A 25,211-nucleotide genomic window follows, 5' to 3' on the forward strand; every position below is an offset into this window, starting at 1 on the left:
GAAGGTTCCTTCGCCTCGATTGAGAGGTGCCTCTGTCTCCTCGAACGCTTTGTAGTACTTGGAGCGCTGGATGGAAAGCTGGTGCGACACTGACATTGCAGTCGGGGCGGACAGCGCCTTAATCAGGGCGAAAGCCAAGAGAAAGCGGCCGATGCGGCCGTTTCCGTCGTAGAACGGGTGAGTGTATTCGAACATGAAGTGCCCCATGAAAGCACTGACCAGGCGGTGGGTATCCGCGCTTTGCGTAGCAAGGAAGGTCTCGAGTCTCGCGGTGATTTCGGCTTCGTCCGTCGGAGCGGCATGAATCTCTTTTTGCCCATCGTGAATCGAAACTGAGTGGGCACGGAATAACTGGCCGTCAGGCTTGTCGCTATCTGCAATCTCGTCGGCCAGGAGTTCGTCGTAAAGCGAGCGAAGCGCTTGTGGTGACTGGGGGAAGGCCCGTGCAGCTTCTCGGGGAAAGAGCAGAGATGAGTACAAGGCCGCCATTTCACGGAATCGCTTGTGCGCGGTTGTCCGTGGTTGCTTCAGTGCTTCGGCGATTTCTTGGCGAGTGGAGCGAATGCCTTCGATGCTGTTCGTTGCCTTGATCTCTTCGATAAGGAGGCCGCTCAGGTAGTGGCTCTTGGCGGCATCAGGAAGTGATGACCACTTAGGGGCGATCTGCAGTTCGTTGCTCCACACCCGCTCAATCGCTTCCACGACCTCGTTCGTATGCACGACAAACAAGGGGTGGTCGCCCACGTTGAAGTCCCAGGTGACCGTTGCGGGCGAGGCAAGACGCAGCTCGTGCTGCTCCTTTGCGATTTTTTCACCGTGTTGATGGCTGTGGAAGACCTGTTTTAGCTGCTTGTAAGGGCTCATGTTGCGAACCTCCCTGGTCGTCGGGGTGCAATCTAGAGACCTATCTTAAGCCTGTATTTTGCAAAAAGCCCGCATTTTGAAAAATACGGGCTGGGGGAGGAGCTGTAAATTGCAATTTTGCTGTTAGCTCAGCTCGCCGATCTTGGCTAGCACGTCGGCCGCAGGCGGGTTGGTGTCGTGGGTGCCGTCGGAGTAGAGGACTGTCGGCACGACGCGGTTGCCGTCGTTGACGGATTCGATCCACTCGGAGATGGATTCGGTGCCGGGGGCATCGACATCGATGATCTCGACGGTGCCCTCAGGCAGGTCAGCGCGACCAAGGTCGGCGATGAGCCGGGAGCAGAACGGGCACCAGGAGGCGACGAAGACGGTGACGGGGGAGGTCGTTTCCGGGGTGGTAGCCATTGCTATTGAGCCTTTCGTTCGAAGCGTTGGAAGCGGTAGCGCAGCGGAGCTGACGTTTCATCGCCGAGCTCAAGGCGGCCACGCTCGGAGGTCATCCACTCAGTCTCGCTGACTAGGTCAAAGTCGTCGGTCACGCGCGGGGCGAGGACGGCGCTGGGGCCGAGGAGGGGGGTCAAGGAGACGTCGATAAGCGTGCGCTCAATGATGTCGACCTCGTCGAGAGTGGCTTCATAGAGTTGGGCGCCACCGATGATCCAGGCGTTCATGTTGGCGCTGAACTCGGGCAGGTCGTGGGAGACGAACGCCCCTTTCGACCATGTGCCGGGCTCGCGAGACGAAATAATGTGGTTCGGGCGGCACGGCAGGGGAGTGACAGGCAGTGATTCCCACGTGCGCCGGCCCATGATGACGGGATGACCGAGCGTGGTCTCCTTGAAGTTCTTCAGATCCTCGGGGAGGTACCAGGGCATACCATGGCCGTCGCCGATGACCCCGTCGACAGACTGCGCCCAAATCGCGCCGATCATACGGATACCTGCGCGCTAATCGTCGGGTGCGGGTCGTATCCCTCGACAGCGATGTCGTCGAAGCCGTAGTCGAAGATCGAGTCCGCCTTGTTCAGCGTGAGCTGCGGGTACGGACGCGGCTCGCGGGTGAGCTGCTCGCGAACCTGGTCTAAGTGGTTGCTGTAAATGTGGCAGTCACCGCCGGTCCAGACGAGCTCGCCAACATCCAGACCCGCCTGCTGCGCGAACATGTGCGTCAGTAGCGAATACGACGCAATGTTGAACGGCACACCGAGGAACATGTCGGCGGAACGCTGATAGACCTGCATGGACAGCTTGCCGTCTGCGACATAGAGCTGGAACAGCAGGTGGCACGGCATCAGTGCCATCTTGTCTAGCTCAGCGACGTTCCACGCGGACACCAGGTTTCTGCGTGACGACGGATCCTGCCGCAGCAGATCCAGCGCGCCCTGGATCTGATCGATGTGCTGGCCATCCGGGGTGGGCCAGGAACGCCACTGCACGCCGTAGACAGGGCCGAGCTCGCCGTTGTCATTCGCCCACTCGTTCCAGATGCGGATGCCGTTGTCCTGCAGCCACTTCACATTCGAGTCGCCCTTGAGGAACCACAGCAGCTCCCCGACAACACCCTTGAAGTAGACCTTCTTGGTGGTCAGGAGCGGGAATGAGTCCGACAGGTCGTAGCGCAGCTGCTTGCCAAAGACACTGACCGTGCCTGTGCCCGTGCGGTCTTCTTTGGCAACACCAGTGTCGAGGATCTCGCGGAGGAGGTCCTCGTACGGTGTGTTGATAGCGCTATTGGTGTTAATGGAATCTGTCACTTTGCGATGCCCTCGTAACTGCCATTCTCTTCGAGGTAAGTGGCGGCGTGGGAGAGAATATCGTCGGCAAGCTCGGGGCGGCAAATGAGCAAGTCCGGAATGTAGGTGTCTTGGTTATTGAAGCGGATCTCGGAGCCGTCGAGACGCGAAGCATGCAGGCCTGCTGCCTTAGCGACACCCACCGGCGCCGCCTGGTCCCACTCGTACTGGCCGCCGGCGTGAATGTAGGCGTCATAATCACCGAGCAGCACGTGCATCGCCTTCGCGCCGGCCGAACCGATACCTTCAGCGCCAAAACCGAGCTTGTCCGCGATGAAACGGGCGACAGCCGGCGGACGGTTGTGGGACAGCGCAATCTTGCGGGACAGCGGGCCGGCAACGTGGCGGACATCGGAGGACTTGAACACCACGCCCAGGTCCGGCAGGCCGACAGCCGCGTGCGTGGGTACCCCGTCCTCGACGAGGGCGATGTGCACTGCCCAGTCCTGGCGGCCGGTCGCGAACTCTTTTGTTCCGTCGAGCGGATCCACGATCCACACGCGGTTGTTCTCCAGACGGGAAAGATCATCCACTGCTTCTTCGGACAGGAAACCGTCATCCGGGCGGTGCTGCTCTAGGACCCGGGCAATCCAGTTCTGAGCAAGGTCATCGCCGGCTTCCCCGAGCTCGCGTCCGCGCAACAGCCCGACACCGCGGATGCCTTTGAGGATTTCGCCGGTGCCAAGAGCAATCAGGTTAGTCAACCGTGAGTCCGAGTACGTTGCCGTCATGGTTCAAACCATACCGCTATACCGCCAGTGCGCGCGCGCCGTGCCGGGTCGTGGTCGCCGGGGAACTTAACACTCAACTTCACACTTATCTTCACACAAGTGTTATGTAGTGTTATGTTGAGTGTGAAGTTGGAGAGTCTGAGGTGATTTCCGTGAATAAGGATGAGGTAGACGCGCTCATTGCAGATCTGCGCGTGATCGGGGCGGAAGGCCAAGCCGTCGAAATCAAGAGTGGGGTGGGCAAAAACATTCGTGAGACGCTCAGCGCATTCTCTAACTCTGGCAACGGGATCCTTATTGTGGGTTTGAGTGAGGTTGACGGTTTTCAGCCAGTCGTGGGTTTTGATCCCGTCAAGGAGCGCGACGCGCTCGTGTCGCGATGCGACGAACTCACGCCTCCGGTCCGTCCGGTTGTTGACATACACCACATTGATGATGTGCCTGTTCTCGTCGCTGAGATATCAGAACTGAACCGCGAGGATAAACCCTGTTACGTCACAAGTCAGGGGCGGTACAACGGATCCTACATCCGCTCAGGTGACAGCGAGAGACGGCTGAGCAAGTACGAGGTCGACCGGCTTCTTGAGGAAGAGGTTCCACCAAAGTGGGATGAACAGCCAGTCGCTGAAGCGTTTGTAGACGATTTGTCGGAACCTGAATTGTCAGGTTTTCTCAAAGTGCAGAGAAAGCAGCGCCCGAAGACATTTGCCGATGGGGAAGAAAAGGCACTTCGGCGACTCAAAATTCTCGATGGGGACCATCCCACGCTCGCATCTTTGCTCACCATGGGGGATTATCCGCAACAATTCTTTCCCCGTCTCACTGTGACCTTCGGCTTGTTCCCCGGAACAGGTAAGGGCGATGTCACAACCGGAGCGCGGTTGCTGGATAGTGCTACATTCGCCGGAACAATTCCGGAACTCGTCGAAGCTGGTGTGGCAGCCGTCGAGAAGAATATGCGAACTGCAAGCGTGATTGGGGAGGTCTACCGCACCGATGTGCCTGATTATCCGCTGGTGGCTGTGAGGGAAGCGCTGGTGAACGCCCTCATGCACCGCGATTACTCCCCAAGTGCGCAGGGGGGTCAGGTGCAAATCAATATGTTCGTGGACCGGTTGGAGATTACGAGTCCTGGTGGGCTTTACGGCGGTGTGACCGTGGAGAATCTCGGGGACGCAGGCGTTAGTTCATCTCGTAACCAAAGGCTGGCGTCTTTCCTTGAAGATCTGACTTTCGACGGTGGTGGCCCGGTTGCGGAAAACCGCGGTTCAGGCATTGCAACGATGAACCGAGCGCTGCAGGAAGCACTAATGGCGCCACCAGAGTTCATCAACAGGATCACTGATTTCACAGTGATCTTCAGGAAGCGACGCGTGGCACCCCAGGAACGCCACGTCACCGCTTCGGATAGAGTGCACGACCTGTTTACTCAGAGGGAATCGTGGTCAGCGGCGGAGCTGGTCGCCGAAACAGGCTTGAGCCGTAGCGCGGTCACTGGTGCTGTTAAGCAGCTCATCAACTCCGGCACTGTTGAAGCTACTGAGCCGGTCCGCTCGCCACGTCAGCGCTACCGGCTGTCCCGGCGGTCGACATAGCACTCAACTTCACACTTAACTTCACACAGGTGTTATGTAGTGTGAAGTTAAGTGTGAAGTGCTGCCGGGCTAAAGTGATCCCATGCCCGCGAACGTCCTCGACCGCTTCCACCCCCAGGTAGCCACCTGGTTCGAAGAGGTCTTCGCGGGGCCGACTGCAGTCCAGGACCAGGCGTGGCGGTCGATTTCGGAGGGGGAGAACACCCTCGTGGTCGCCCCGACCGGTTCAGGTAAGACGCTCGCCGCCTTCCTATGGTCCCTCAATCAGATGGTGGGTCGCGCGGGGCAGCAATCGCTCCACTTCACTGAAAACGCGGCGTTGCAGCGCAGCACTGAGGGGACGCGCGACGGCGTGCGCGTCCTCTATATCTCTCCGCTGAAAGCGCTCGGTGTGGACGTGGAGAACAACCTCCGCGCGCCGCTCACCGGTATCGCTCGCGTAGCCCAGCGGATGGGTCTGGACATGCCGGACGTTTCCGTCGCGGTGCGCTCGGGGGATACTCCGCAGTCTGAACGCAACCGGCAGGCCCGCAAACCTCCGGACATCCTCATCACTACGCCGGAAAGCCTGTACTTGATGCTGACCAGCAAGTCGGCGGGGATTCTGAAAACCGTCGATACCGTGATCATCGATGAAATCCACGCGCTTGCCGGCACGAAACGCGGTGTGCACTTGGCGCTGTCGCTGGAGCGGCTGCGCCGCCTTGCCGGGAATTTCCAGCGCATTGGTCTCTCGGCAACCGTCCGGCCGCTCGACGCGGTGGCGAATTTCCTGGGGGAGCGCACAACCATCGTCAACCCGCCCGCGGAGAAGAAGTGGAAGCTCGACGTCCACGTGCCCGTTGAGGACATGAGTGACCTGCCGGTGCCCGAAGAGGGATCCCCGATCGGGGATGCGGTTATCGATGTCACTCCGACAGCCGAAGATGTCATTGACTTCGACCTCGCCCCGCCGCCAACTCCGGGCCAATCGTCCATTTGGCCGCACATTGAGGCGCAGTTGTACCGGGAGATTATGGCGCATCGCTCGACGATCGTATTCGTCAACGCGCGCCGGACCGCGGAGCGCCTGACCAGCCGCCTCAACGAGATCTGGGCGGCGGAGCACGACCCGGAATCCCTCAGCCCGGAACTTCGGCGCACACCAGCACAGCTAATGAAGGCGTCCGACGTGGCAGGCAAAGCTGCGCCAGTGATCGCCCGCGCCCACCACGGCAGCGTGTCGAAAGAAGAGCGCGTGACCACGGAGACCGCCCTGAAGGAGGGCACGCTCAAGGCAGTGGTGTCCACCAGCTCGCTCGAGCTCGGCATCGACATGGGTGCGGTGGACCTGGTCGTCCAGGTTGAATCTCCGCCGTCGGTGGCCTCGGGCTTGCAGCGTGTCGGCCGCGCCGGGCACTCCGTCGGTGCCGTGTCAGAGGGCTCGTTCTACCCAAAGCACCGCTCCGACCTTGTCCAAACGGCTGTCACCGTCCCACGCATGCGTGAAGGCCTCATCGAGGAGCTGCACACCCCGAAAAGCCCGCTTGACGTGCTCGCACAGCAGACCGTTGCCGCTGTCGCGGTAGAGGACCTCGAAGTCGACGACTGGTACGAGACCGTCACCCGTGCCTGGCCCTACCGCGACTTGGCCCGCGAGGTTTTCGATGCGGTGATCGACCTCGTTGTCGGCGTCTACCCCTCCACCGACTTCGCCGAGCTGCGCCCCCGCGCGATTCTTGACGGCACCACCCTCAAAGCCCGCCCAGGCGCCCAACGCGTTGCTGTCACCAACGCCGGCACCATTCCGGACAGAGGAATGTTTGGAGTGTTCCTGATCGGCACGGACGCCGACGGAGGAGCACCCCGGCGCGTCGGGGAGCTCGATGAGGAGATGGTCTATGAATCCCGCGTCGGAGACGTGTTCACACTCGGCGCATCCAGTTGGCGGATTGAGAACATCACGCGCGACCAAGTCCAGGTCAGCCCCGCGCCGGGCCACACCGGCCGCTTGCCGTTCTGGTCCGGCGACAGTTTGGGTCGGCCGTATGAATTGGGTCTTGCGCTTGGCGAGTTTCGTCGAGAAGCGAAAAGCGGCGGTGAGATCGACCCGAGCCTGGATGCGTACGCCCGCGACAACCTCCTGAAATACCTCGACGAGCAGGAGGAAGCGACTGGCGTCATCCCTGATGAGAAAACGCTGGTCCTCGAACGCTTCACGGATGAGGTGGGGGACTGGCGGGTCGTGCTGCACACTCCGTTCGGCAAGGGGGTCAATGCCGCGTGGGCGTTGGCGACGGGGTGGCGCGTGGCGCAGGAGACCGGCATGGATGCCCAGGCTGTCGCGGGTGATGACGGCATTGTGCTGCGCCTGCCGCAAGGGGAGAAAGAGCCGGATGCGTCGGTGTTCGGCTTCGACGCGGACGAGATCGCAGACATCGTGACTGAACAGGTGGGCAACTCCGCGCTGTTTGCGTCCCGTTTCCGCGAGTGCGCTGCCCGCGCGCTGCTTCTTCCGCGCCGCAATCCGGGCAAGCGCGCGCCGTTGTGGCAGCAGCGTCAGCGCGCCGAGCAGCTCCTCGACGTCGCCCGTAACTACCCGTCCTTCCCGATCATCCTCGAGACAGTCCGCGAGTGTTTGCAGGATGTCTACGATTTGCCGGCGCTGCAGGACGTGATGCGCCAGCTGGCTACCCGCCGCATCCGCGTCGCTGAGGTGACCACGGACCAGCCGAGCCCCTTCGCCTCGTCGTTGCTGTTCAACTACACCGGCGCGTTCATGTACGAAGGCGACACTCCGCTGGCGGAAAAGCGCGCGGCGGCGCTGTCGCTCGACCCGTCGCTGCTAGCTAAATTGCTGGGAACCGTGGAGCTAAGAGAGCTTCTCGACGCTGATGTCATCGCAGAGGTCGACGCCTCCCTCCGCCGCGTTGGCAAGGCGGACACCTCCGAGCAGTTCGCGGACACGCTGCGCATCGTCGGCCCGATCCCGGTCGCTGAGCTGCCCACCTACAGTTCAGTGCCGCTAGCGGCACTCGCGGAAAGCCTCGGCAAACGAGTCATGGTCGTTCGCATCGGCGGCCGCGAGCATCTGGCGCAATCACTCGATGCACCACTGCTTCGCGACGGGCTCGGCGTCCCTGTCCCGCCCGGCATCCCCGCCCAAGTGGCCACCATCCCGGACGCTCTGAACCAGTTGGTGAGCCGCTGGGTGCGCACGCGCGGGCCGTTCACGCTCCGCGACCTGGCGAACGCATTCGGCCTGTCGGTCGGTGCGGCCTACACGGCGTTGACCCCGCTGGTTGACGCCGACAAGGTCATTGAAGGCCGCTACCGCCAGGGTGTTGACGAGCAGGAGTACATGGCCGCCGAGGTTCTGCGCATCGTGCGCACCCGGTCGCTCGCCGCTGCCCGCGCACAGACTCGCCCGGTCTCACAATCGGCGCTCGGCCGGTTCATGCCGGCCTGGCTCAACATCGCCCCTGCCGGCACGCGGCCGCCGTTGCGCGGTGCGGACGGCGTGTATTCGGTCATTGAGCAGCTCGCTGGCGTCCGCCTTCCTGCCAGCGCGTGGGAGTCCATGATCCTCCCGTCGCGCGTGGGCGATTACTCCCCGGAGATGCTCGACGAGCTGACGTTGGGCGGCGAAGTCGTCATCGTCGGGGCAGGCAAGGCCGGCGCACGCGACCCATGGATCATGCTGCTGCCCGCCGACTACGCCGCCCAACTCATGCCGATCCCGGAAGAACCCCTGCTCAGTCTCACCCAGCAGCAGGTGATGGACAAGATCCGCGCCGGCGGCGGCTACCTGTTCACGGACTTGTTGGATGGTGTCGGTGGTGCGCGCAGCGCGACCACCGACGAGCTCCGCGAGTCCGTGTGGGATCTCGTCGAGGCGGGTCTGATCGCACCTGACTCGTTCGCTCCGATCCGTGCTCGCCTCGCCGGCGGTAAGCATGGGAAGACGGCGCACAGGGCGAAGCGGCGGCCGTCGAGAAGCAGAATCCGCTCTGGGCGCACCACCTTCACCACCGTGACTCCGCCGGACATGACCGGGCGCTGGGCTGCGACACCAACGCCTGACACTGATCCGACGCAACGTTCGCTGGCGCACGGTGAAGCGTGGCTTGACCGTTACGGCGTGGTCACCCGCGGCAGCATCGTCTCCGAGGACATCCCCGGCGGTTTCGCCCTGGCCTATAAGACGCTCTCCGGTTTCGAGGAGTCCGGCAAAGCCATGCGCGGTTACCTCGTCGAAGGGCTCGGCGCCGCGCAATTCTCCACGCCAGCCACGATCGACCGTTTGCGCGGGCACCAGGACTCAGATGACCTCGTCGGCTGGCCGTCCGGCACCAAGGAACCGAAGGTCTACGTGCTTGCCGCCACCGACCCCGCGAACCCGTACGGCGCGGCGTTGCCATGGCCAGAATCCGGCCCGACACGGTCTGCCGGCGCGCTCGTCGTGCTTATCGACGGCCTCCTCGCCGCCCACACCACCCGCGGCGGCAAGACCATGACCACTTTCTTCGACGGCTTCCCCGAGGGTGTCGTCGACGGTGACAGGGACGTAGAGCTTCTACGCATGGTCGTCGGGGCGCTCGCCGATGTTGTGGGGCAGGGGAGGATGACGCCATTGACCGTCGAAAAGCTCAACGGCGGGCCCGCGTTCATCCTGAAAGAATACGGCGCGGCCGGTTCGCCGAAGGGCGCGAAGATCGGCGGCAGAACGGTTGCTTCGCCGAAGCGCCGTGGCCGGACGGTGACCGACGCGATCAAGTCGATGGAGCTGGACGACCTCAGCTTCGACGACCCGTCTGACGAGGAGGATACCGATGCCCGAGGGTGATTCGGTCTACCAGCTGTCCAAACGGCTGCAGTTCATGACCGGCCGCGAGGTGACCAAGTGCTCTCTGCGCGTGCCCCGCTTTGCCACCGTCGACTTCACCGGCATGAGCGTCGACCGCGTCTGGCCCTACGGTAAGCACTTGTTCATGCAGTTCGGCGCGGACAGCTACGAGCCCGAGATACTGCACACCCACCTCAAGATGGAGGGAACCTGGTCCGTTCACCGCGCGGGCAGTCGCTGGAAGAAGCCTGGTCACACAGCTCGAGTCGTGCTCCAGCTTGCGGATGCGGCCGGCGATATCGAGCTGGTCGGCCATTCCCTCGGTCTTGTCGACGTCTTCCCTGCCGTCGCGTACGAGGAGGAGATGGGCTATCTCGGCCCAGACATGCTCGCGGAAGACTTCGATTCTGCGGAGGCTTATCGACGCATTCTCGCCGCACCGGAAAGAGAGATCGGGCGCGCGCTGATGGACCAATACCGTGTCGCGGGAATTGGCAACGAGTACCGCGCCGAGATCTGCTTCCTCGCCGGCGTCCACCCTGCCCGCACCGTTGGGGAGTTGGGGGAGGAGAAGGTTCGGTCGATCATCGATATTTCCCGCCGCCTCATGTGGACGAACAAAGATGAGGTCAAACGCGTCTCCACCGGGGTGAAACGGGCCGGGGAGACGGCTTACGTCTTCGGTCGAAACAACAAGCCCTGCCGGCGCTGCGCCACCTTGATCAAAAACGGGTTCCTCGGCGGTGCGGGTGACCTAGAGCGCGTGATCTGGTGGTGCCCCACCTGCCAGCCAGAGCCAGAGGGCTGGGCAGAACGCGCCGTGCGGAAAAGTTGACATAGCGGGACCGTGCTCAAACGACTAAAACGCCGTGACCTGCGGTTACGTTGCTAGACGGAAATCCAGTTTGTCAACTTTTCCGCAAGGGACCCGTGAACCCCTACGCCTGCGGTGCGGTCTCGTTGTGCTCGCGGATGGCGCGGCGGATGAAGAAGACCAAGAAGCCCAGGATGATGAGGATGAGCAGGACGTAGACGACCTTGGAGTATTGGTCGACGTAGCGCTCGACAACGTCCCAGTTCTCACCGAGCTTGAAACCGAGGTAGATCAGGATGAAGTTCCAAATGCCGGAGCCCAGGGTGGTCCACAGGCCGAAAGTGAGCAGGTTCATTCGGTCGAGGCCGGCGGGAATGGAGATCAGCGAGCGCACGCCGGGGATGAGACGCCCGAAGAAGATCGACGGCTTGCCGTAACGGTCGAACCACTCCAGAGCTTTATCCACGTCGGAGGCCTTGACCAGCCACATCCAATCCGCGATGGCGCGCAGGCGGTCAGCGCCCAACCACGCACCCAGGCCATAGAGCATGTACGCGCCGACGACGGAACCAATGGTCGCCCAGATGAACACCGACACGAAGTTCAGGGAACCCTGCGCGACGGTGAAGCCGCCCAGCGGCAGCACGACCTCCGAGGGGATTGGCGGGAAGAGGTTCTCCAGCAGGATCGCGATGCCCACGCCGGGGGCGCCGAGGGCATCCATGAGGTTGACAATCCAATCGATGATTCCGGACACGCGTCACTCTTTCTTCTGGCGGTCAGTCCTCTAGCACTCTATCCGCTAAAGGTATCTGGACTAGAAACGCGCACCGTTAGATATCTGTTGACCAGGTATGCACCGGGGCGGAGGTCTTCTGATTCTCCAGGTACGCCTCGAGCACACGGGCAAGTGCGTCCTGGCGTTCCGGGGAACCGGGCTTCGTGCCCGCGCCGGTGGAGGCCAAAGCATCGAGCTGCCACGATGCGCCGTTCTGGCGCCGCCACGCGCGCCCTTCGATGACGCCCAGGTACTTGTCAATCAAGTTCTCGTCGACCTCGAGCATCTCCAACCCGAGTCGCGCTTGGTCTAGGAGGTGGTTGAGGACGAGGTTGGAGACGTCGATACGCCCCAGCGTGGGCCACACAACCCGGGCACCGAGGCCGTCGCGCGCGCCGGCGAAGAAGTTATTCGTCGCATCGGTGAAAGTCAGGCGCGACCAGACGGGTCGAGTCTGTTCGCCGAGGAACTTGACCATGCCGTAGTAGAAAGCTGCGTCCGCAATGATGTCGATCGTCGTCGGGCCCGCCGGGAGGATGCGGTTCTCCACGCGGATGTGGGACAGCTCCGTCGACGGATCGTAAATCGGCCGGTTCCACCGCCAGATCGTGCCGTTCTGCAGATTGAGGTAGTGCAGGCCGGGGCTGTTGCCGTCCATGATCGGTTTGCCTGCTTCGGCGCGGCCTTCCGGGATGAGCGGGGAGAAGTAGCGGACGTTTTCCTCGAACAGGTCGAACACGGACGTGATCCAGCGTTCACCGAACCACACGCGCGGCCGCACGCCCTGGTTAACCAGCTCCGCGGTGCGGGTGTCCATGGACTGTTGGAAGATGGGGATGCGGGATTCGTGCCACACTCGGTGGCCTAAGAACAGTGGGGAATTTGCTCCGAGCGCCACCTGCACGCCCGCGATAGCTTGGGAGGCATTCCACGCGTCCGCGAAACGGTCGGGGGCGACTTGCAGATGCAGCTGCATCGAGGTGCAGGTGGACTCGGTAGCAATGTCCTCAAAGGATTCTCGGTACCGCTCTTCGCGCGCGATGTCGATGTCTACGAGTTCGCCGCGGGCCTGCATCACCGAGTTCGTCAGGGCAGCGTAGCGGTTCTCTTTGGTCATCCACTCGGGGCTTTTCAGGTATTCGGTGGTGACGGTCGGCAGGGTGCCGATCATCGCCATCCGCGCTCCTGCCGCCGTCGCGGCTTCCTGCACATTGTGCAGGCGCTCGTTCAGTCCGTTGTGCAGCCTCGTGAGCCCGTCGCCTTCCATCGACAACGGAGGGTGGTTCACCTCGACGTTGTAGCGCCCGACTTCGGCCTGGTATTCATCTGAAAGCTCAGCGAGCACCGCATCGTTGCAACCCGCAGGCGCTGCATTCTCGTCGACGAGGTTGAGCTCGAGCTCCAAACCGATCGTGCCGTGATCGACGAATTCGGCCTTTTGGAGGTGCTTGTCAAAAACCTCGAGCTCGTCGAGCAGGTAATTGCGGTACTGCGTCCGCTGCTTCGGGGTATAAGAATCGCGTGATACGGCGTCGCCCATGGTTGTCAAGAATAACCGCAGGCGGCGCCGATCAACCGCATTTCATTTACTTTTGTTCGCGGTACCAGCGGATCAGCGCGTCCGTTGAAGCGTCGCCGGTGTCGGGTGTTTCTTCGCCGCTGACAGCGCCCGCCAGCTGGTTGGCCTGCTCTTTGCCCAGCTCAACACCCCACTGGTCGAAGGAGTTGATGCCCCAGATCACGCCTTGGGTGAAGGTGATGTGCTCGTACAGCGCGATGAGTGCGCCAAGCGCGTGCGGTGTGAGTTCTGGGGCGAGGATCGTGGTGGTCGGGCGGTTGCCCGGCATGACTTTGTGCGGCGCCAGCTGCTTATCGACGCCACTTGCCTCCACCTCTTGCTGCGTCCTCCCGAAAGCGAGCACCTTGGTTTGGGCGAAGAAATTCCCCATGAGCAGATCGTGCATCGATCCTTCACCGGTGGCCGTCGGCAGGTCTTCCTTCGGGGTGGCAAAGCCGATGAAGTCCGCCGGGATCATCGTCGTTCCCTGGTGGATGAGCTGGTAAAAGGCGTGCTGCCCGTTCGTGCCCGGTTCTCCCCAGAAGATCTCGCCGGTGTCGACGGTGACGGGGGAGCCGTCGATAAGCGTGCTCTTGCCGTTGCTCTCCATGGTGAGCTGCTGAAGGTAGGCGGGGAAGCGGGAGAGGTCCTCGGAGTAGGGGAGCACGGCGTGGGTCTGCGCGCCGTAGAAGTTGCGGTACCAGACGTTGAGCAGGCCCATCAGTGCCGGGACGTTGCGCTCGTTCGGGGTGGTGCGGAAGTGCTCGTCCATCGCGTGGAAGCCCTCGAGGAAACGCATGAAGTCCTGCGGGCCGATGACCGCCATGAGCGACAGACCGATTGCAGAATCGACCGAGTAGCGGCCGCCGACCCAGTCCCAGAACGGGAACATGTTGTCAGTGTCGATGCCGAACTCGGCGACCTTCTCCGCGTTCGTGGACACCGCTACGAAGTGCTTCGCGATGGCGGACTGGTCACCGTCGAACTGCTCCAGCAGCCAACGCTTCGCAGCATGCGCGTTGGACAGGGTCTCCTGCGTGGTGAAGGTCTTCGATGCAACGATGAACAGCGTTTCCTCCGGATTGACCTCATCGAGGACCCGGGACATGTCAGCTGGATCGACGTTAGAGACGAACTCGGCGGTAATGCCCGCCGTGGCGTACGTGCGCAGCGCGTTTGCCGCCATCGCGGGACCCAGGTCCGAGCCGCCGATACCGATGTTGACCACCTTCTTGATCGTGTGGCCGGTGTGTCCCTGCCACTCGCCCGAGCGCAGCTTGGAGGCGAAATCGCGCATCCGGCCCAGCACTTCGTGGACGTCTGCTGCAGCGTCCTGGCCGTCGACTTTCAGATCCCGCTCCGCCGGGATGCGCAGCGCGGTGTGCAGCACAGCACGGTCCTCAGTGGAGTTGATGCGCTCGCCGGTGAACATTTTCTCCGTGGCACCCTTCAGGTCGGCCTCCTCGGCAAGCTCCACGAGCGCGGCGAGAATGTCGGCGTCAACGAGGTTCTTGGACAGGTCGACGTGCAGGCCAGCAGCGTCAAAAGTATAGGTCTCAGCGCGGTGGTCATCGTGGGCGAACAGTTCGCGCAGGGTGGTCGCCTTCTTCTCGGCGTGAAGCTTGAGCAGGTTGTTCCAGGCAGCGGTGGAGGTGATGTCGGTCATGGCCCCAAGGGTAGTGAAATATCCCGGGCTCTCGGGGTTAATTTTCGGGGATAATGGGCCGCATGAGCATTGTGAAGATCAACGCAATCACTGTCCCTAAGGACGCTGGCGAGCACCTGGAGGAGCGCTTCAAGGCCCGCAAACACGCCATTGACAATCAGCCCGGTTTCGAAGGCTTTCAGCTGCTGCGCCCCGTCAAGGGGGAAGAGCGCTATTTCGTGGTCACCCGGTGGGCGGATGAAGAGTCCTATAACAACTGGTGGGCCGGGGAAGGCCGCTCTGCACACGCACACGGCGAGGGTGGCGAGGCCCGCAAGCCGGTCGCATCTGGGGCGGAACTGCTCGAGTTCGAGGTCGTGCTCGACTCGCTCGAGGAGGACTAGGGGCCCGAGATTTAGTTTGCATAGTTGCACAGGTAAACAATTCTGAACTGGGGTTTTGTCCAGACCGTCACGAGCGAATGCAAACAATATCTTGACGCCACCTCTAGGCCCTTTCCCGGAGCAACGCGAGGAGGATTCTTGGTAGGTCGTGGAGCGTCCCAGCTGAGATCCGCACGACGGTCCATCCCATGAGCTGGCATTCCAGGTTGATCCGGAAGTCGGTGTCTCGTTGGTCGCGAGCTAGGTGGTGTTCGCCGTCGTACATCAGGGCAATCTTGAGGTCTGTAAGGGCGAGGTCGAAGGTGGTGATGAGGCGTGGGCCGTCGTAAAGCGGGACTTGCTCGGTGAAGGCGAGCCCGTGTGATCCGAATTCCCGCGCGGCCTGTGCCCATTCAGTGTCGCCAATGAGGTTGGGTTTTTCCGTCAGCGCTGTGCACATGAGACGCATCTCAGTTTCTTTGGGCGATTCAGCCCGCGCGCTAGAGAGCTGGAGAACGTTGCGCAGCCATCGGTTGTCCACTCGGCCGCGCGCGGCATCCAGGATGGATTCGGGGGTGACTCCAAGTAGGTGGCGTGAGGCGTCGACTAGCTGGACAGCCCACAGGACGATAGGGTCAGCTACCCATGCTGGGCTTGACCATGAGTGGATCCCTGCGCGGACATCTTGAACAGCTTCAACGACAGCGTCGGGTGGTGCGCTGACGGGTATCTCTAGCCCGTTCCAAATGACGGTCCACGTGCCCTTCGCTTTTCGACGCCTCCTGACCAGCCCCCATTCCCTTTCCCTCCGATCCACCGGTGTGTTCATCGTGGTGTCGCACGAGTCGGCTAGGTAGGGAAAACCCAACAGGGCGAGAGCGCTGAGACCTGCGACCACGCAGTTGGGGTTCTCATGGGCGTGGGCTACAGCTCGTAGACCGGCAGGCACCCGGTAGGCGGTGTTGTGGGGGTGGAATCGGGCATCGTGCCGGGCAAGTTCAGGTGATCGAACCGGGAAGTCTGACGCGAAGAAACCGGAAGAAACCTGAATTCCCCCGCCTGTCCGGTTGAGGGTGCCGGGGACTCGGCGGGAAATAGCCATCCGATCGACGCACGCAAGTTTTGTGTAGCCCATGCCCTTCTTAGACTGCGGGAAGGGTGGTTCGGTTCCCTTGAATCGCGAACAGTGTGGCCTTGTTGGATATAGTTTGCACGCTTGCCGTGGAAGTTAAATCTGACCTGCGGTTTTGTCAGCTCGGAAGGGGCCGGGTGCAAACTATATCCAGGCCGCCCGCTAACTTAGCCCAACTTGCCCCGCCCGAGCCTGAGCAGGATCGCCGCCAGGTTCGGGCCTTCTTCTCCTAGCTCGTCGCGGAACTGGTTGATGATGGCCACCTCGCGGTTGTGCACCAACCGCGTCCCGCCGGAACCCATGCGGGTTTTGCCGATCGCTTGGGAGATCTCGGTGCGGCGCTTCACGGAGTCGAGGATCAGCCGATCGAGTCGGTCGATCTCTTGCCGGTAGCGCTGAATTTCAGCGTTGGAAAGCGGATCGTCGGTGCCCGACGGATGCCTGATCTCGAACTCGCTCATAGCGCTTTATTCTGCCATGACCGGCTGCGGGACAGGTGTGGTACACCCGCCTAGTACGGTTGTAGCCATCATGGGAACTGACTTGACTTTGGGGTTGAATCCGCAGCAGAAGGCCGCCGTGGAGCACACGGGCAGCCCGCTGCTCATTGTTGCTGGCGCGGGCTCTGGCAAAACGGCTGTGCTGACGCGGCGCATTGCGTATCTGCTGCAGGTGCGTGGGGTGTCACCGTGGGAGATTCTGGCGATCACCTTCACCAATAAGGCCGCCGCCGAGATGAAGGAGCGCGTGGGTGCTCTCATCGGCCCGCAGGCGGAGCGGATGTGGGTGGCCACGTTCCACTCTGTGTGCGTGCGTATTCTGCGGCAGCAGGCGCAGCTGGTGCCGGGGCTGAACACGAACTTCACCATCTATGACGGTGATGATTCGCGCCGTTTGCTGGGCATGATCGCCAAAGAGATGAACCTGGACCTGAAGAAGTTTTCCGCGCGGACGCTGGCCAACGGGATCTCGAACCTGAAAAACGAGCTCATTGGCCCGGAGGAGGCAGCTGCGAACGCCCAGACGACGAAGAACCCCTTCGAGGTCACCGTGGCTGCGGTGTACACGCAGTACCAGCGTCGGCTGCGGGAGGGCAATGCGGTGGACTTCGACGATCTGATCGGCGAGGTTGTCGGGTTGTTCAAGCAGCATCCGCAGGTGGTGGAGTACTATCGTCGCCGCTTCCGTCACGTGCTTGTGGATGAGTATCAGGACACGAACCACGCACAGTACGAGCTGATCCACACCCTCGTCGGCAATGGCCCTGATGCGCCGGAGCTGGCGGTCGTTGGTGATTCGGATCAGTCGATCTACGCCTTCCGCGGTGCGACGATCCGCAACATTGAGGAGTTCGAGCGTGATTACCCCGACGCCACGACGATTCTGCTGGAGCAGAACTACCGCTCGACGCAGAACATCCTCGCCGCGGCGAATGCCGTGATCGCACAGAATGCTGGCCGCCGCCCGAAGAAGCTGTGGACTGACACGGGCACAGGGGAGAAGATCGTCGGCTACGTTGCTGACAATGAGCACGATGAGGCTCGTTTCGTCTCCACCGAGATCGACGAGCTCGCTGATCGGGGAGTGCAGTACGGCGACATTGCCGTGATGTACCGCACCAACAACTCCTCACGCGCGTTGGAGGATATTTTCATCCGTGCCGGTGTCCCGTACAAGGTCGTCGGCGGCACGCGCTTCTACGAGCGCCGCGAGATCCGCGACATCGTTGCGTACCTGCGCATTCTGGACAACCCGGATGATTCGGTAAGCATGCGACGCATCATTAACGTGCCCAAGCGCGCCATCGGCGACAAAGCGCAGGCGATGGTCGCGCTTCACGCGGACAATCACGGGATGAGTTTCGGGCGCGCGCTTATCGACGGCGCAGCGGGAGAGATCCCCACCCTAGGCCCCCGCGCGAAGAACGCGATCGGCGGTTTTGTCGAGATGATTCAAGGGCTGCGGGACGAGATGCCGGAGCTGAGAAACGAAGTCACAGGAATGCCCGACTTGGGGGCTTTGGTGACGCGCATTCTCGACGTCACGGGGTACAAGGCGGAGCTGGAAGCCTCGAATGATCCGCAGGACGGGGCGCGCCTAGACAACCTCAACGAGTTGGTTTCTGTGGCGCGCGAGTTCTCCTCTGAAGCGGCGAACCAGATGGCCTACGGCGAGGAGTGGGACCCGGAGAGCGGAGAAGCCCAGCCGGGGTCTTTGCAGGCCTTTCTGGAGCGTGTGTCGTTGGTCGCAGACGCGGACCAGATCCCGGATGAGGGCCAGGGCGTGGTCACGCTGATGACTTTGCACACGGCGAAGGGCCTGGAGTTCCCGGTCGTCTTCGTCACCGGATGGGAGGACGGCCAGTTCCCGCACATGCGGGCAATGGGCGATCCAGCTGAGCTCGCGGAGGAGCGTCGTCTCGCCTATGTAGGTATCACGCGTGCCCGGGAGCGTCTTTACCTGACTCGGGCGCTGACGCGCTCGTCGTGGGGCAGTCCGATGAACAACCCTGCCAGCCGCTTCCTCGCGGAGGTCCCGGAAGACCTCCTCGACTGGCGCCGGGTTGAACCGGAGTACTCGTTCTCCAACGAAGCGTGGGGGAGTCCCGCGCCTTCGCGGCGTGCAATGCCGCGCCGCGAGCGCACACCTGTGAATAAGGATCTGCACCTGGCTAAGGGCGACCGCGTTAACCACGCTAAGTACGGGCTGGGCACGGTCATGAGTGTCGATGGTGTCGGAGCCAGGGAGACCGTCACCATCGACTTCGGTTCCAGCGGAACCGTGCGGCTGATGCTCATCGGCGGTGTGCCGATGGAAAAGCTCTAGCTACACCTCAATGCCGCGGTCCTTGAGCCACGGCACCGGGTCGATGGCGTTGCCGCCGCCCGGACGGACTTCGAAGTGCAGGTGCGGGCCGGTGGACTGGCCCTCATTGCCCATCTCGGCGATTTGCTCGCCTGCGGTCACGCGCTGGCCCACGCTCACGTTGAAGGAGTGGACGTGGCCGTAGACGGTGATGGTGCCGTCGTCGTGACGCACGCGGACCCACTTGCCGAAGCCTTGCGCCGGGCCGGCGTTGATCACGGTGCCGTCCATGACGGAGTAGATCGGGGTGCCGATGCCGTTGGCGATGTCGATGCCGTTGTGCATGCGGCCCCAACGCGGGCCGTAGCCTGAGGTGAAGCGGCCCGCTGCCGGAAGGACGACCTTCTGGCCGCTTGGCGCGGTGCCCTCCTGCGGGGTCACGGAGGTGGTGGGGACCTCTACGGTCGCTTCCTCCTCGTCGTACTCCGGCAGCGCGCGTGGGTCGTAGACGATGCTGTAGCCGGCCGCAGAGAACGTGGCTCCCTGGGACAGGATGTCGTCGAGGGCCATGCCGATGGACGGCAGGGCAGGGGCGAGACCGTCGACGTCTTCGCCGTCGACAGACACGTTGATGGCGTGCGCGGGGATGGCGGCCAGGGTCGTGAGGGCCACCGCTGCGGCGATCAAGCGTCGTTTCATTGCATCCTTCTTTGCTTCTTCGTCTCTACGCATGGAATGGTCCGTTGAACTCGCCACATGCTAACTGGCTCTGGAGCCCCGATCAATGCTCGGACACGGCCGTTGACGTGCAAATTCGCTCCTGTTGGGGAAGGATCCCACGGAAACGCGCTGGATACGGCAGTTAACTTCTGTGACTATTGTGAAACCTGTGAGTTTTGAGGCGGGGGTATCGGGCGGGGGTGATTTTCCGTGATTGAAACCTGTACCAGAAGCGCCACCATGCAACGAAAAACGCCCCCTTCCCGATAAGGAGGGGGCGTTCTACGGAGGTTCTAAACCGTGATGCCGCGAGCTGCGAGCCACGGCACAGGGTCGACCGGGGTGGTGCCGTCAGGGTGGACCTGAAAGTGGAGGTGGGAGCCGGTGGAGAAGCCGCGGCTACCCATGCCAGCGATCTTCTGACCAGCCTTGACGCGCTCACCGACGGCGACGTCGAGGGTCTCCATATGGCCGTAGACGGAAACGGTGCCGTCATCGTGGCGGAGGCGGATCCAGTTGCCGTAACCCTGTGCCGGGCCGGAGTCGATGACCACGGCATCAGCCACAGCGATGATCGGGGTGCCCACGGCGTTGGCGATGTCGATGCCGTTGTGCATCGCGCCCCAGCGCATACCAAAACCGGAGGTGAAAGTGCCCTCTGCCGGCTTCATGGACTTCGGCGTGCGGGCAGCCTCGTCTGCTGCCTTGCGCTCCTCTGCAAACTCAACAGCCTTCCCCAGCTGTTCAGCGAGATTGTCCACCGGCTTGTACTCGCTGATCGCCAGGATCTGAGGCGCTTCCTGCGGGGCTGCCTCTTCGGCGGGGGCAATCCCGTCAAAAGCAGTCTGCGCATCGGCAGGGCGGTCATTATTAGCCGTGGTAGCTACCGAAGCGCCGCCAGTTGTCACTGCACCCGTGGTCAGGGCGACAAGTGCGACACGGCCCTTGTTAGGGGTCTGTTTCCGGTGCTTGCCGTGGGTGCGGCGTGTGCTCGAAGAGTTCAACGTAAACCTCGTTAGATCGTCAATGGGTTACGGGTCGTTCCATAATCGTAACCGAGTTGTTATCTACCGGACACAGACTAGTCAGTTCCAGAACGTTAAGCAACCTTTCGGGCAACTTTAACCAAATCGGGTGGAAGATCTCATGTGTTACGCCGGAAAGTGAAGTGTCTGACAAACGTGTCTCACCACGATTCGCACGTCACCCGTGACAAGGTGGAATGCAATGAGTAAGAAGTCTAGTCCTCCGACGCGTTCGTCCCGAACGTCGCCCACGGTCGCTCGTCGTCGCCCGCGCTCAGTGAATGTATCAGATGCTGCGCGGGCGAACGCGACACCGGCAGCGCCGTCGACGATGAAGGAGCGCGTCCGCCATTACGCGCCGTACATCGGCGTGCCCAATATCGTGCTTGTGCTGGGCACTATCGCCGTCTGCCTGGCTACTATCCTGCTCGCTGGTGGTCGCGTCGCCGCGTTGCCCGCCGCGATCGCAGAGACGTGGTTCGTGCTCCACGGTGTACCCGTGATTTTCGATGGTGTGATCTTGGGCTCACTTCCGCTCTTGCCGGCGGTCTTGGTGGCTGCGTTCATTGCGTGGCGTGTCCGCGTCGCCACGCGCGAGCGGGTGAGTGTGCTCGATCTGTATGCGATCTTTGGCCTTGTGGTGCTCATTCCGTTCACCCTCTCCGCGATAGCGTGGTTCATGGTGGCGGATGCGTCGAGCGTTTTTCCCGTCAGTCCGCCTGCGATTCACAAGGCGCTCTTCATTCCGGTGTTCGTTCACCTCGCTGGGATGGCGTGCGGCATGAGTGAGCGGCTGTGGCGCGCGCTGTTCGATCGTGCCTCATTGCCGGTCGCGTTGATCAGCGCCACCCGCGCAATGGCCACGCTCGCGCTACGCCTCCTTACGGCCGCGGCGATCGTTTACCTTGCGCTCCTCGCTGTCGGCTACGGACGCATCACGGACCTAGTCGCCCAGTTCCCGGTTTTGGATGGGGGAGGGGTACTCGCGCTGGTGGGGCTGTGTATCCTCTATCTGCCGAACGCGGTCATCTCCACACTGTCCGTGTTGCTCGGCGCTCCGATGCAGATCGCCGAGGGCGGTGTCTCTCTCTTCAGTGCTGCACTTGTGCCGCTTCCGCCGCTGCCGCTCTTCGGCGCGATCCCAGGCACTGTGCCCGCGTGGGCGCCAGTGCTGATGATCGTGCCGGCAGCGGTGCTCATCCACTTCGTCGCTTCTCGACGTTTCCTCCCCATCGACATCGCCGCCTGCACCCTCATCGCTGCCGTTTTCGCTCTTGTTGGCGCGCTCATGGCTGGCGGCCATGTCGGTGCGTACGGCTGGATCGGGCCGTCACCTTTGTTCTTCGCCCTAGCGGCACTGTGTTGGGTTGGAGGAGTGATTGGCCTGGCCTGGATCGTGTCAGCGATCAGGGGCCGCACTGTGGCAGCAGACGCCGAGGATGCCGAGGACGCGGACGATGTCGTCGACGTGCCAAGGGAGCTCGAGACGGACGGGCGTGAAGACGGCCACCGCGAGGTCGAAGAACCTCAGCCCGAGTCCAAACCCGAGGCGGAAGAATCCGATGAGGGTGTCTCTGAGGGAGAGCAGCCAGCAGGCGGATCCACTGCCTACTCAGTTCTGAAACAGCGGGAAGGCGAAGCCGGGCTCGAGGCCGATGAGGCTGACCCGTTGAGTGAAACGCAGCGCCCCGTCACGGACTAGACTTGGCCGTTGTGTCAGACTCTTCAGGCTCTCCAGAGATTTCCGTTGCCGTGTTGGTGTCGGGGTCGGGGACGCTATTGCAGGCCATCCTTGATCACCAAGGCCGCTACAGTGTAGACCTCGTCGTCGCCGACGTTGAGTGCCCTGCATTGGACCGGGCGCGCGCTGCTGGGATCCGCGCCGCGGTTGTCGCAGTGGAGGGTGACCGCGACGAGTGGAATGTCCGTCTCGCGGAGACGGTGGCGAGTACAGACCCCGATGTGGTCGTCTCCGCCGGATTCATGAAGATCCTCGGGCAGGGTTTCTTGGATCGGTTCGAAGGCTCGCTCATCAACACCCACCCAGCACTTCTGCCGGCGTTCCCCGGAGCGCACGCCGTCCGGGACGCTCTGGCGTACGGCGTGAAAGTCACCGGAACGACGGTGCACTACATCGATTCGGGGGTAGACACGGGCGAAATCATTGCCCAGCGTGCGCTGAATGTGCGCGAGGGTGAAACTGAAGAAGAGTTGCACGAACGGATTAAGGTGATGGAGCGCGAGTTGATCGTCGATACGCTCCATCGCGCCACCCCCACGACGACCGGAAAGGTTGAGTTCTCCGCATGACCCGCACACCTATCAAACGTGCCCTGATCAGTGTTTTCGATAAGACGGGCCTGGATGAGCTCGCGACTGCTCTCGCCGAGGCTGGCGTGGAGATCGTCTCCACTGGTTCGACTGCGCAGCACATCAAGGACGCTGGCGCGAACGTGACTGAGGTCGCGGAGCTGACCGGCTTCCCGGAGGTGCTCGAGGGCCGTGTGAAGACGCTGCACCCGCGCGTTCACGCCGGTATTCTGGCTGACCTGCGCAAGGAAGAGCACGTCAAGCAGATCCAGGAGCTCGGTGTGGAGCCGTTCGATCTCGTCGTGGTCAATCTTTATCCGTTTAGTGAGACAGCTGATTCCGGTGCGGGATTCGACGAGGTCGTCGAGATGATCGACATTGGTGGCCCCTCGATGGTGCGCGCGGCTGCGAAGAACCACCCGTCCGTCGCGGTCGTGGTGGACCCTTCGCGGTACAGCGAAGTCATCGACGCTGTGCGAGGCGGTGGCTTCGACGCAGCGCAGCGCCGCCAGCTCGCGGCAGACGCGTTCACGCACACCGCGATCTACGACTCTGAAGTATCCGCCTGGTTCGCCGAGCAACTGGACGAAGGGAGCACGCGGACGACTCTCCGGTACGGCGAAAACCCGCACCAGTCCGCGACCCTCATCTCGGACGGTACGGGCCTGGCGGGTGCCACCCAGCACGGCGGCAAGGAGATGAGCTACAACAACTACCAAGACGCTGACGCTGCCTGGCGCGCGTGCTGGGACCACGAGCGTCCATGCGTGGCCGTGATCAAGCACGCGAACCCGTGCGGCATCGCAGTCTCGGACACCTCTATCGCCGAGGCGCACTCCAAGGCCCACGCCTGCGACCCGGTCAGCGCCTACGGCGGTGTGATCGCCGCCAACCGCGAAGTCACCGTGGAGATGGCTGAGCAAGTCGCCCCGATCTTCACCGAAGTCATCATTGCGCCGGGGTACGCCCCGGAAGCCCTGGAGCTGCTGCAAACCAAGAAGAACCTGCGCATCCTCACCGCCGAGCAGCCAGAGCGTGAAGGAATGGACATCGTGCAGATCTCCGGTGGCACGCTGCTGCAGGATCGCGATATCTACCAAGCCGACGGTGACAATCCGGAGAACTGGGAGCTTGCCGCCGGGGAGCCGGCTGACGAGCAAACTCTTAAGGACCTCGAGTTCGCATGGAATTCCGTGCGATGCGTGAAGTCCAACGCCATCCTCATTGCCCGTGATGGAGCCGCGGTGGGTGTCGGGATGGGGCAAGTCAACCGTCTCGACTCGGCCCGTCTGGCAGTCGAGCGCGCGAACACCCTTGACGAGGGACGTAACCGTTCCAACGGAGCCGTTGCCGCGTCCGATGCTTTCTTCCCCTTCGCCGACGGCTTCCAAATCTTGGCGGACGCAGGGGTGAAGGCAGTGGTGCAGCCGGGCGGTTCCATCCGCGACGATGAGGTTGTGGCAGCGGCCAAGGAAGCTGGCGTGACCATGTACTTCACGGGCACCCGCCACTTCTCGCACTAACCGCCGGTCAGCCCACGCGCCCTTGTAGTGCTTTCCCTGGAAACAGTGCAATAATCAACAGTGTGAGCAACGAATACTGGGGCGCACCCCACAACCAGTACCAGCCTGGTATGTATCCCCCGCAGTACCCGCCGGTGACGCAACAGAAATCATCCAACGCAGGGATGATCATCATGAGCGTCATCGCCGGGCTGTTAGCCATCGCCCTGACGGGATTTCTGGTTTATTACTTCACGACGAATTCGGACGCGAACCGCGCGGCCAATGAGCCCGCCTTGACCAGCGTGCAGCAGCCGAGTGAGGGCGATCGCCCCACCGTTACCCAGACGGTGAACGCGCCCTCGCCGAACGAGCAGCAGCAACCGAAGCCTGCGAACAAGCCCACGAAGAACTACACGGATTATTGGGTCAACGACTCTGATGTGACGACTCCGCAGTTCGCGGCAAACGTGTTCTCCGCCTTTGTGGCTAAGTACAACTCCACCGGTAGCTCGAACGTCACTCTGTACGGTGTGTACAGCCCCGTCACCGGTAAGAACTACGACATGACCTGCCGTGACCAAGGAGCGCACGTGGCGTGCACCGGCGGGAACAACGCGGCTGTCTATATTTCTTAGGTCCTGTGCGACGATTTCCCGCGTTCTCATGCGCGACCGTGTGCGCGTTGTTGTTGTCTGCATGCACGGTCGGTTCCAGCAGTCCGGCAGGCGG

General features: G+C 62.2%; 21 protein-coding genes. 9 read left to right on the forward strand and 12 right to left on the reverse strand.

The annotated features are described in order from the left end of the window. The 5 genes from KBX18_RS06900 to KBX18_RS06920 form a co-directional block, all read right to left on the reverse strand. Positions 1-864 (reverse strand): Fic family protein (locus KBX18_RS06900; protein ID WP_255995370.1); only part of this gene is annotated, 864 nt, incomplete at its 3' end. Positions 865-987: 123 nt separating this feature from the next. After that, a complete protein-coding gene (locus tag KBX18_RS06905) occupies positions 988-1,269 on the reverse strand; it encodes a glutaredoxin domain-containing protein (RefSeq protein ID WP_255995371.1) in 282 nt (93 codons plus the stop codon). Between the two features lie 2 nt (positions 1,270-1,271). Next, entirely contained in the window at positions 1,272-1,796 is a 525-nt protein-coding gene (locus KBX18_RS06910; RefSeq protein WP_255995372.1) for a dihydrofolate reductase, read from the reverse strand. Further along, the gene (locus tag KBX18_RS06915) at positions 1,793-2,617 is read right to left on the reverse strand and encodes a thymidylate synthase (protein ID WP_255995373.1); all 825 of its coding nucleotides are present in this window, start codon (positions 2,615-2,617) and stop codon (positions 1,793-1,795) included. The genes KBX18_RS06910 and KBX18_RS06915 overlap by 4 nt, the downstream gene beginning before the upstream one ends. Continuing rightward, the gene (locus KBX18_RS06920) at positions 2,614-3,387 is read right to left on the reverse strand and encodes a 3'(2'),5'-bisphosphate nucleotidase CysQ (protein WP_005291399.1); all 774 of its coding nucleotides are present in this window, start codon (positions 3,385-3,387) and stop codon (positions 2,614-2,616) included. Before KBX18_RS06920 ends, KBX18_RS06915 begins: the two co-directional genes overlap by 4 nt. Before the next feature lie 143 nt (positions 3,388-3,530). Between KBX18_RS06920 and KBX18_RS06925 the strand changes: the two genes are divergently transcribed. From KBX18_RS06925 to KBX18_RS06935, 3 genes are all read left to right on the forward strand, one after another. After that, entirely contained in the window at positions 3,531-4,982 is a 1,452-nt protein-coding gene (locus KBX18_RS06925) for an ATP-binding protein (RefSeq protein ID WP_255995374.1), read from the forward strand. Positions 4,983-5,064: 82 nt separating this feature from the next. Beyond that, positions 5,065-9,807, forward strand: a complete 4,743-nt coding sequence (locus KBX18_RS06930; RefSeq protein ID WP_255995376.1) for an ATP-dependent helicase — start codon at positions 5,065-5,067, stop codon at positions 9,805-9,807. Further along, positions 9,794-10,642 carry a DNA-formamidopyrimidine glycosylase family protein gene (locus KBX18_RS06935; protein WP_255995377.1) on the forward strand — a complete coding sequence of 283 codons (849 nt, stop codon included), beginning with the start codon at positions 9,794-9,796 and terminating at the stop codon, positions 10,640-10,642. Before KBX18_RS06930 ends, KBX18_RS06935 begins: the two co-directional genes overlap by 14 nt. A gap of 103 nt (positions 10,643-10,745) precedes the next feature. Here the strand turns inward: KBX18_RS06935 and KBX18_RS06940 are convergent, their stop codons facing one another. The 3 genes from KBX18_RS06940 to pgi all read right to left on the reverse strand — a co-directional run bounded on the left by KBX18_RS06940 (position 10,746) and on the right by pgi (position 14,623). Then, positions 10,746-11,378, reverse strand: a complete 633-nt coding sequence (locus KBX18_RS06940; RefSeq protein ID WP_255995378.1) for a DedA family protein — start codon at positions 11,376-11,378, stop codon at positions 10,746-10,748. 76 nt (positions 11,379-11,454) lie between these two features. After that, the gene (locus KBX18_RS06945; RefSeq protein ID WP_255995379.1) at positions 11,455-12,939 is read right to left on the reverse strand and encodes a glutamate-cysteine ligase family protein; all 1,485 of its coding nucleotides are present in this window, start codon (positions 12,937-12,939) and stop codon (positions 11,455-11,457) included. 46 nt (positions 12,940-12,985) lie between these two features. After that, entirely contained in the window at positions 12,986-14,623 is a 1,638-nt protein-coding gene (gene pgi / locus KBX18_RS06950; protein WP_255995380.1) for a glucose-6-phosphate isomerase, read from the reverse strand. 62 nt (positions 14,624-14,685) lie between these two features. Here pgi and KBX18_RS06955 point away from each other — a divergent pair, with 62 nt between their 5' ends. Then, complete coding sequence (locus KBX18_RS06955) at positions 14,686-15,006, forward strand: antibiotic biosynthesis monooxygenase (protein ID WP_255995382.1); 321 nt, start codon at positions 14,686-14,688, stop codon at positions 15,004-15,006. Between the two features lie 103 nt (positions 15,007-15,109). On the opposite strand, the gene KBX18_RS06960 is transcribed toward KBX18_RS06955, so the two are convergent. Both KBX18_RS06960 and KBX18_RS06965 read right to left on the reverse strand, forming a co-directional pair. Beyond that, positions 15,110-16,120 carry a hypothetical protein gene (locus KBX18_RS06960; protein ID WP_255995383.1) on the reverse strand — a complete coding sequence of 337 codons (1,011 nt, stop codon included), beginning with the start codon at positions 16,118-16,120 and terminating at the stop codon, positions 15,110-15,112. Positions 16,121-16,284: 164 nt separating this feature from the next. Beyond that, positions 16,285-16,578, reverse strand: a complete 294-nt coding sequence (locus tag KBX18_RS06965) for a chorismate mutase (RefSeq protein ID WP_255995384.1) — start codon at positions 16,576-16,578, stop codon at positions 16,285-16,287. A 70-nt stretch (positions 16,579-16,648) separates the two neighbouring features. On the opposite strand from KBX18_RS06965, the gene pcrA reads away from it, so the two are divergent. Beyond that, complete coding sequence (gene pcrA / locus KBX18_RS06970) at positions 16,649-18,943, forward strand: DNA helicase PcrA (RefSeq protein WP_255995386.1); 2,295 nt, start codon at positions 16,649-16,651, stop codon at positions 18,941-18,943. Here the strand turns inward: pcrA and KBX18_RS06975 are convergent, their stop codons facing one another. Next, positions 18,944-19,621, reverse strand: coding sequence for a M23 family metallopeptidase (locus tag KBX18_RS06975; RefSeq protein WP_255995388.1), 678 nt, complete (start codon positions 19,619-19,621; stop codon positions 18,944-18,946). 314 nt (positions 19,622-19,935) lie between these two features. Then, positions 19,936-20,646 (reverse strand): M23 family metallopeptidase, encoded by a 711-nt coding sequence (locus tag KBX18_RS06980; protein WP_255995389.1) that lies wholly within the window; start codon positions 20,644-20,646, stop codon positions 19,936-19,938. Between the two features lie 223 nt (positions 20,647-20,869). On the opposite strand from KBX18_RS06980, the gene KBX18_RS06985 reads away from it, so the two are divergent. The 4 genes from KBX18_RS06985 to KBX18_RS07000 all read left to right on the forward strand — a co-directional run bounded on the left by KBX18_RS06985 (position 20,870) and on the right by KBX18_RS07000 (position 25,117). After that, positions 20,870-22,369, forward strand: a complete 1,500-nt coding sequence (locus KBX18_RS06985) for a DUF6350 family protein (RefSeq protein ID WP_255995391.1) — start codon at positions 20,870-20,872, stop codon at positions 22,367-22,369. Positions 22,370-22,371: 2 nt separating this feature from the next. Further along, a complete protein-coding gene (gene purN, locus KBX18_RS06990; RefSeq protein WP_305082995.1) occupies positions 22,372-22,977 on the forward strand; it encodes a phosphoribosylglycinamide formyltransferase in 606 nt (201 codons plus the stop codon). Continuing rightward, on the forward strand, positions 22,974-24,500 hold the full coding sequence (purH, locus tag KBX18_RS06995) for a bifunctional phosphoribosylaminoimidazolecarboxamide formyltransferase/IMP cyclohydrolase (RefSeq protein WP_255995394.1): 1,527 nt from the start codon (positions 22,974-22,976) through the stop codon (positions 24,498-24,500). Before purN ends, purH begins: the two co-directional genes overlap by 4 nt. Positions 24,501-24,562: 62 nt before the next feature. Continuing rightward, entirely contained in the window at positions 24,563-25,117 is a 555-nt protein-coding gene (locus KBX18_RS07000; RefSeq protein ID WP_255995395.1) for a hypothetical protein, read from the forward strand. Positions 25,118-25,211: the final 94 nt, after the last annotated feature.

Origin of the sequence: Corynebacterium sp. CCUG 69979, from assembly GCF_024454095.1 — a bacterium.
In the GTDB taxonomy this organism is placed as follows: Bacteria; Actinomycetota; Actinomycetes; order Mycobacteriales; family Mycobacteriaceae; genus Corynebacterium; species Corynebacterium genitalium.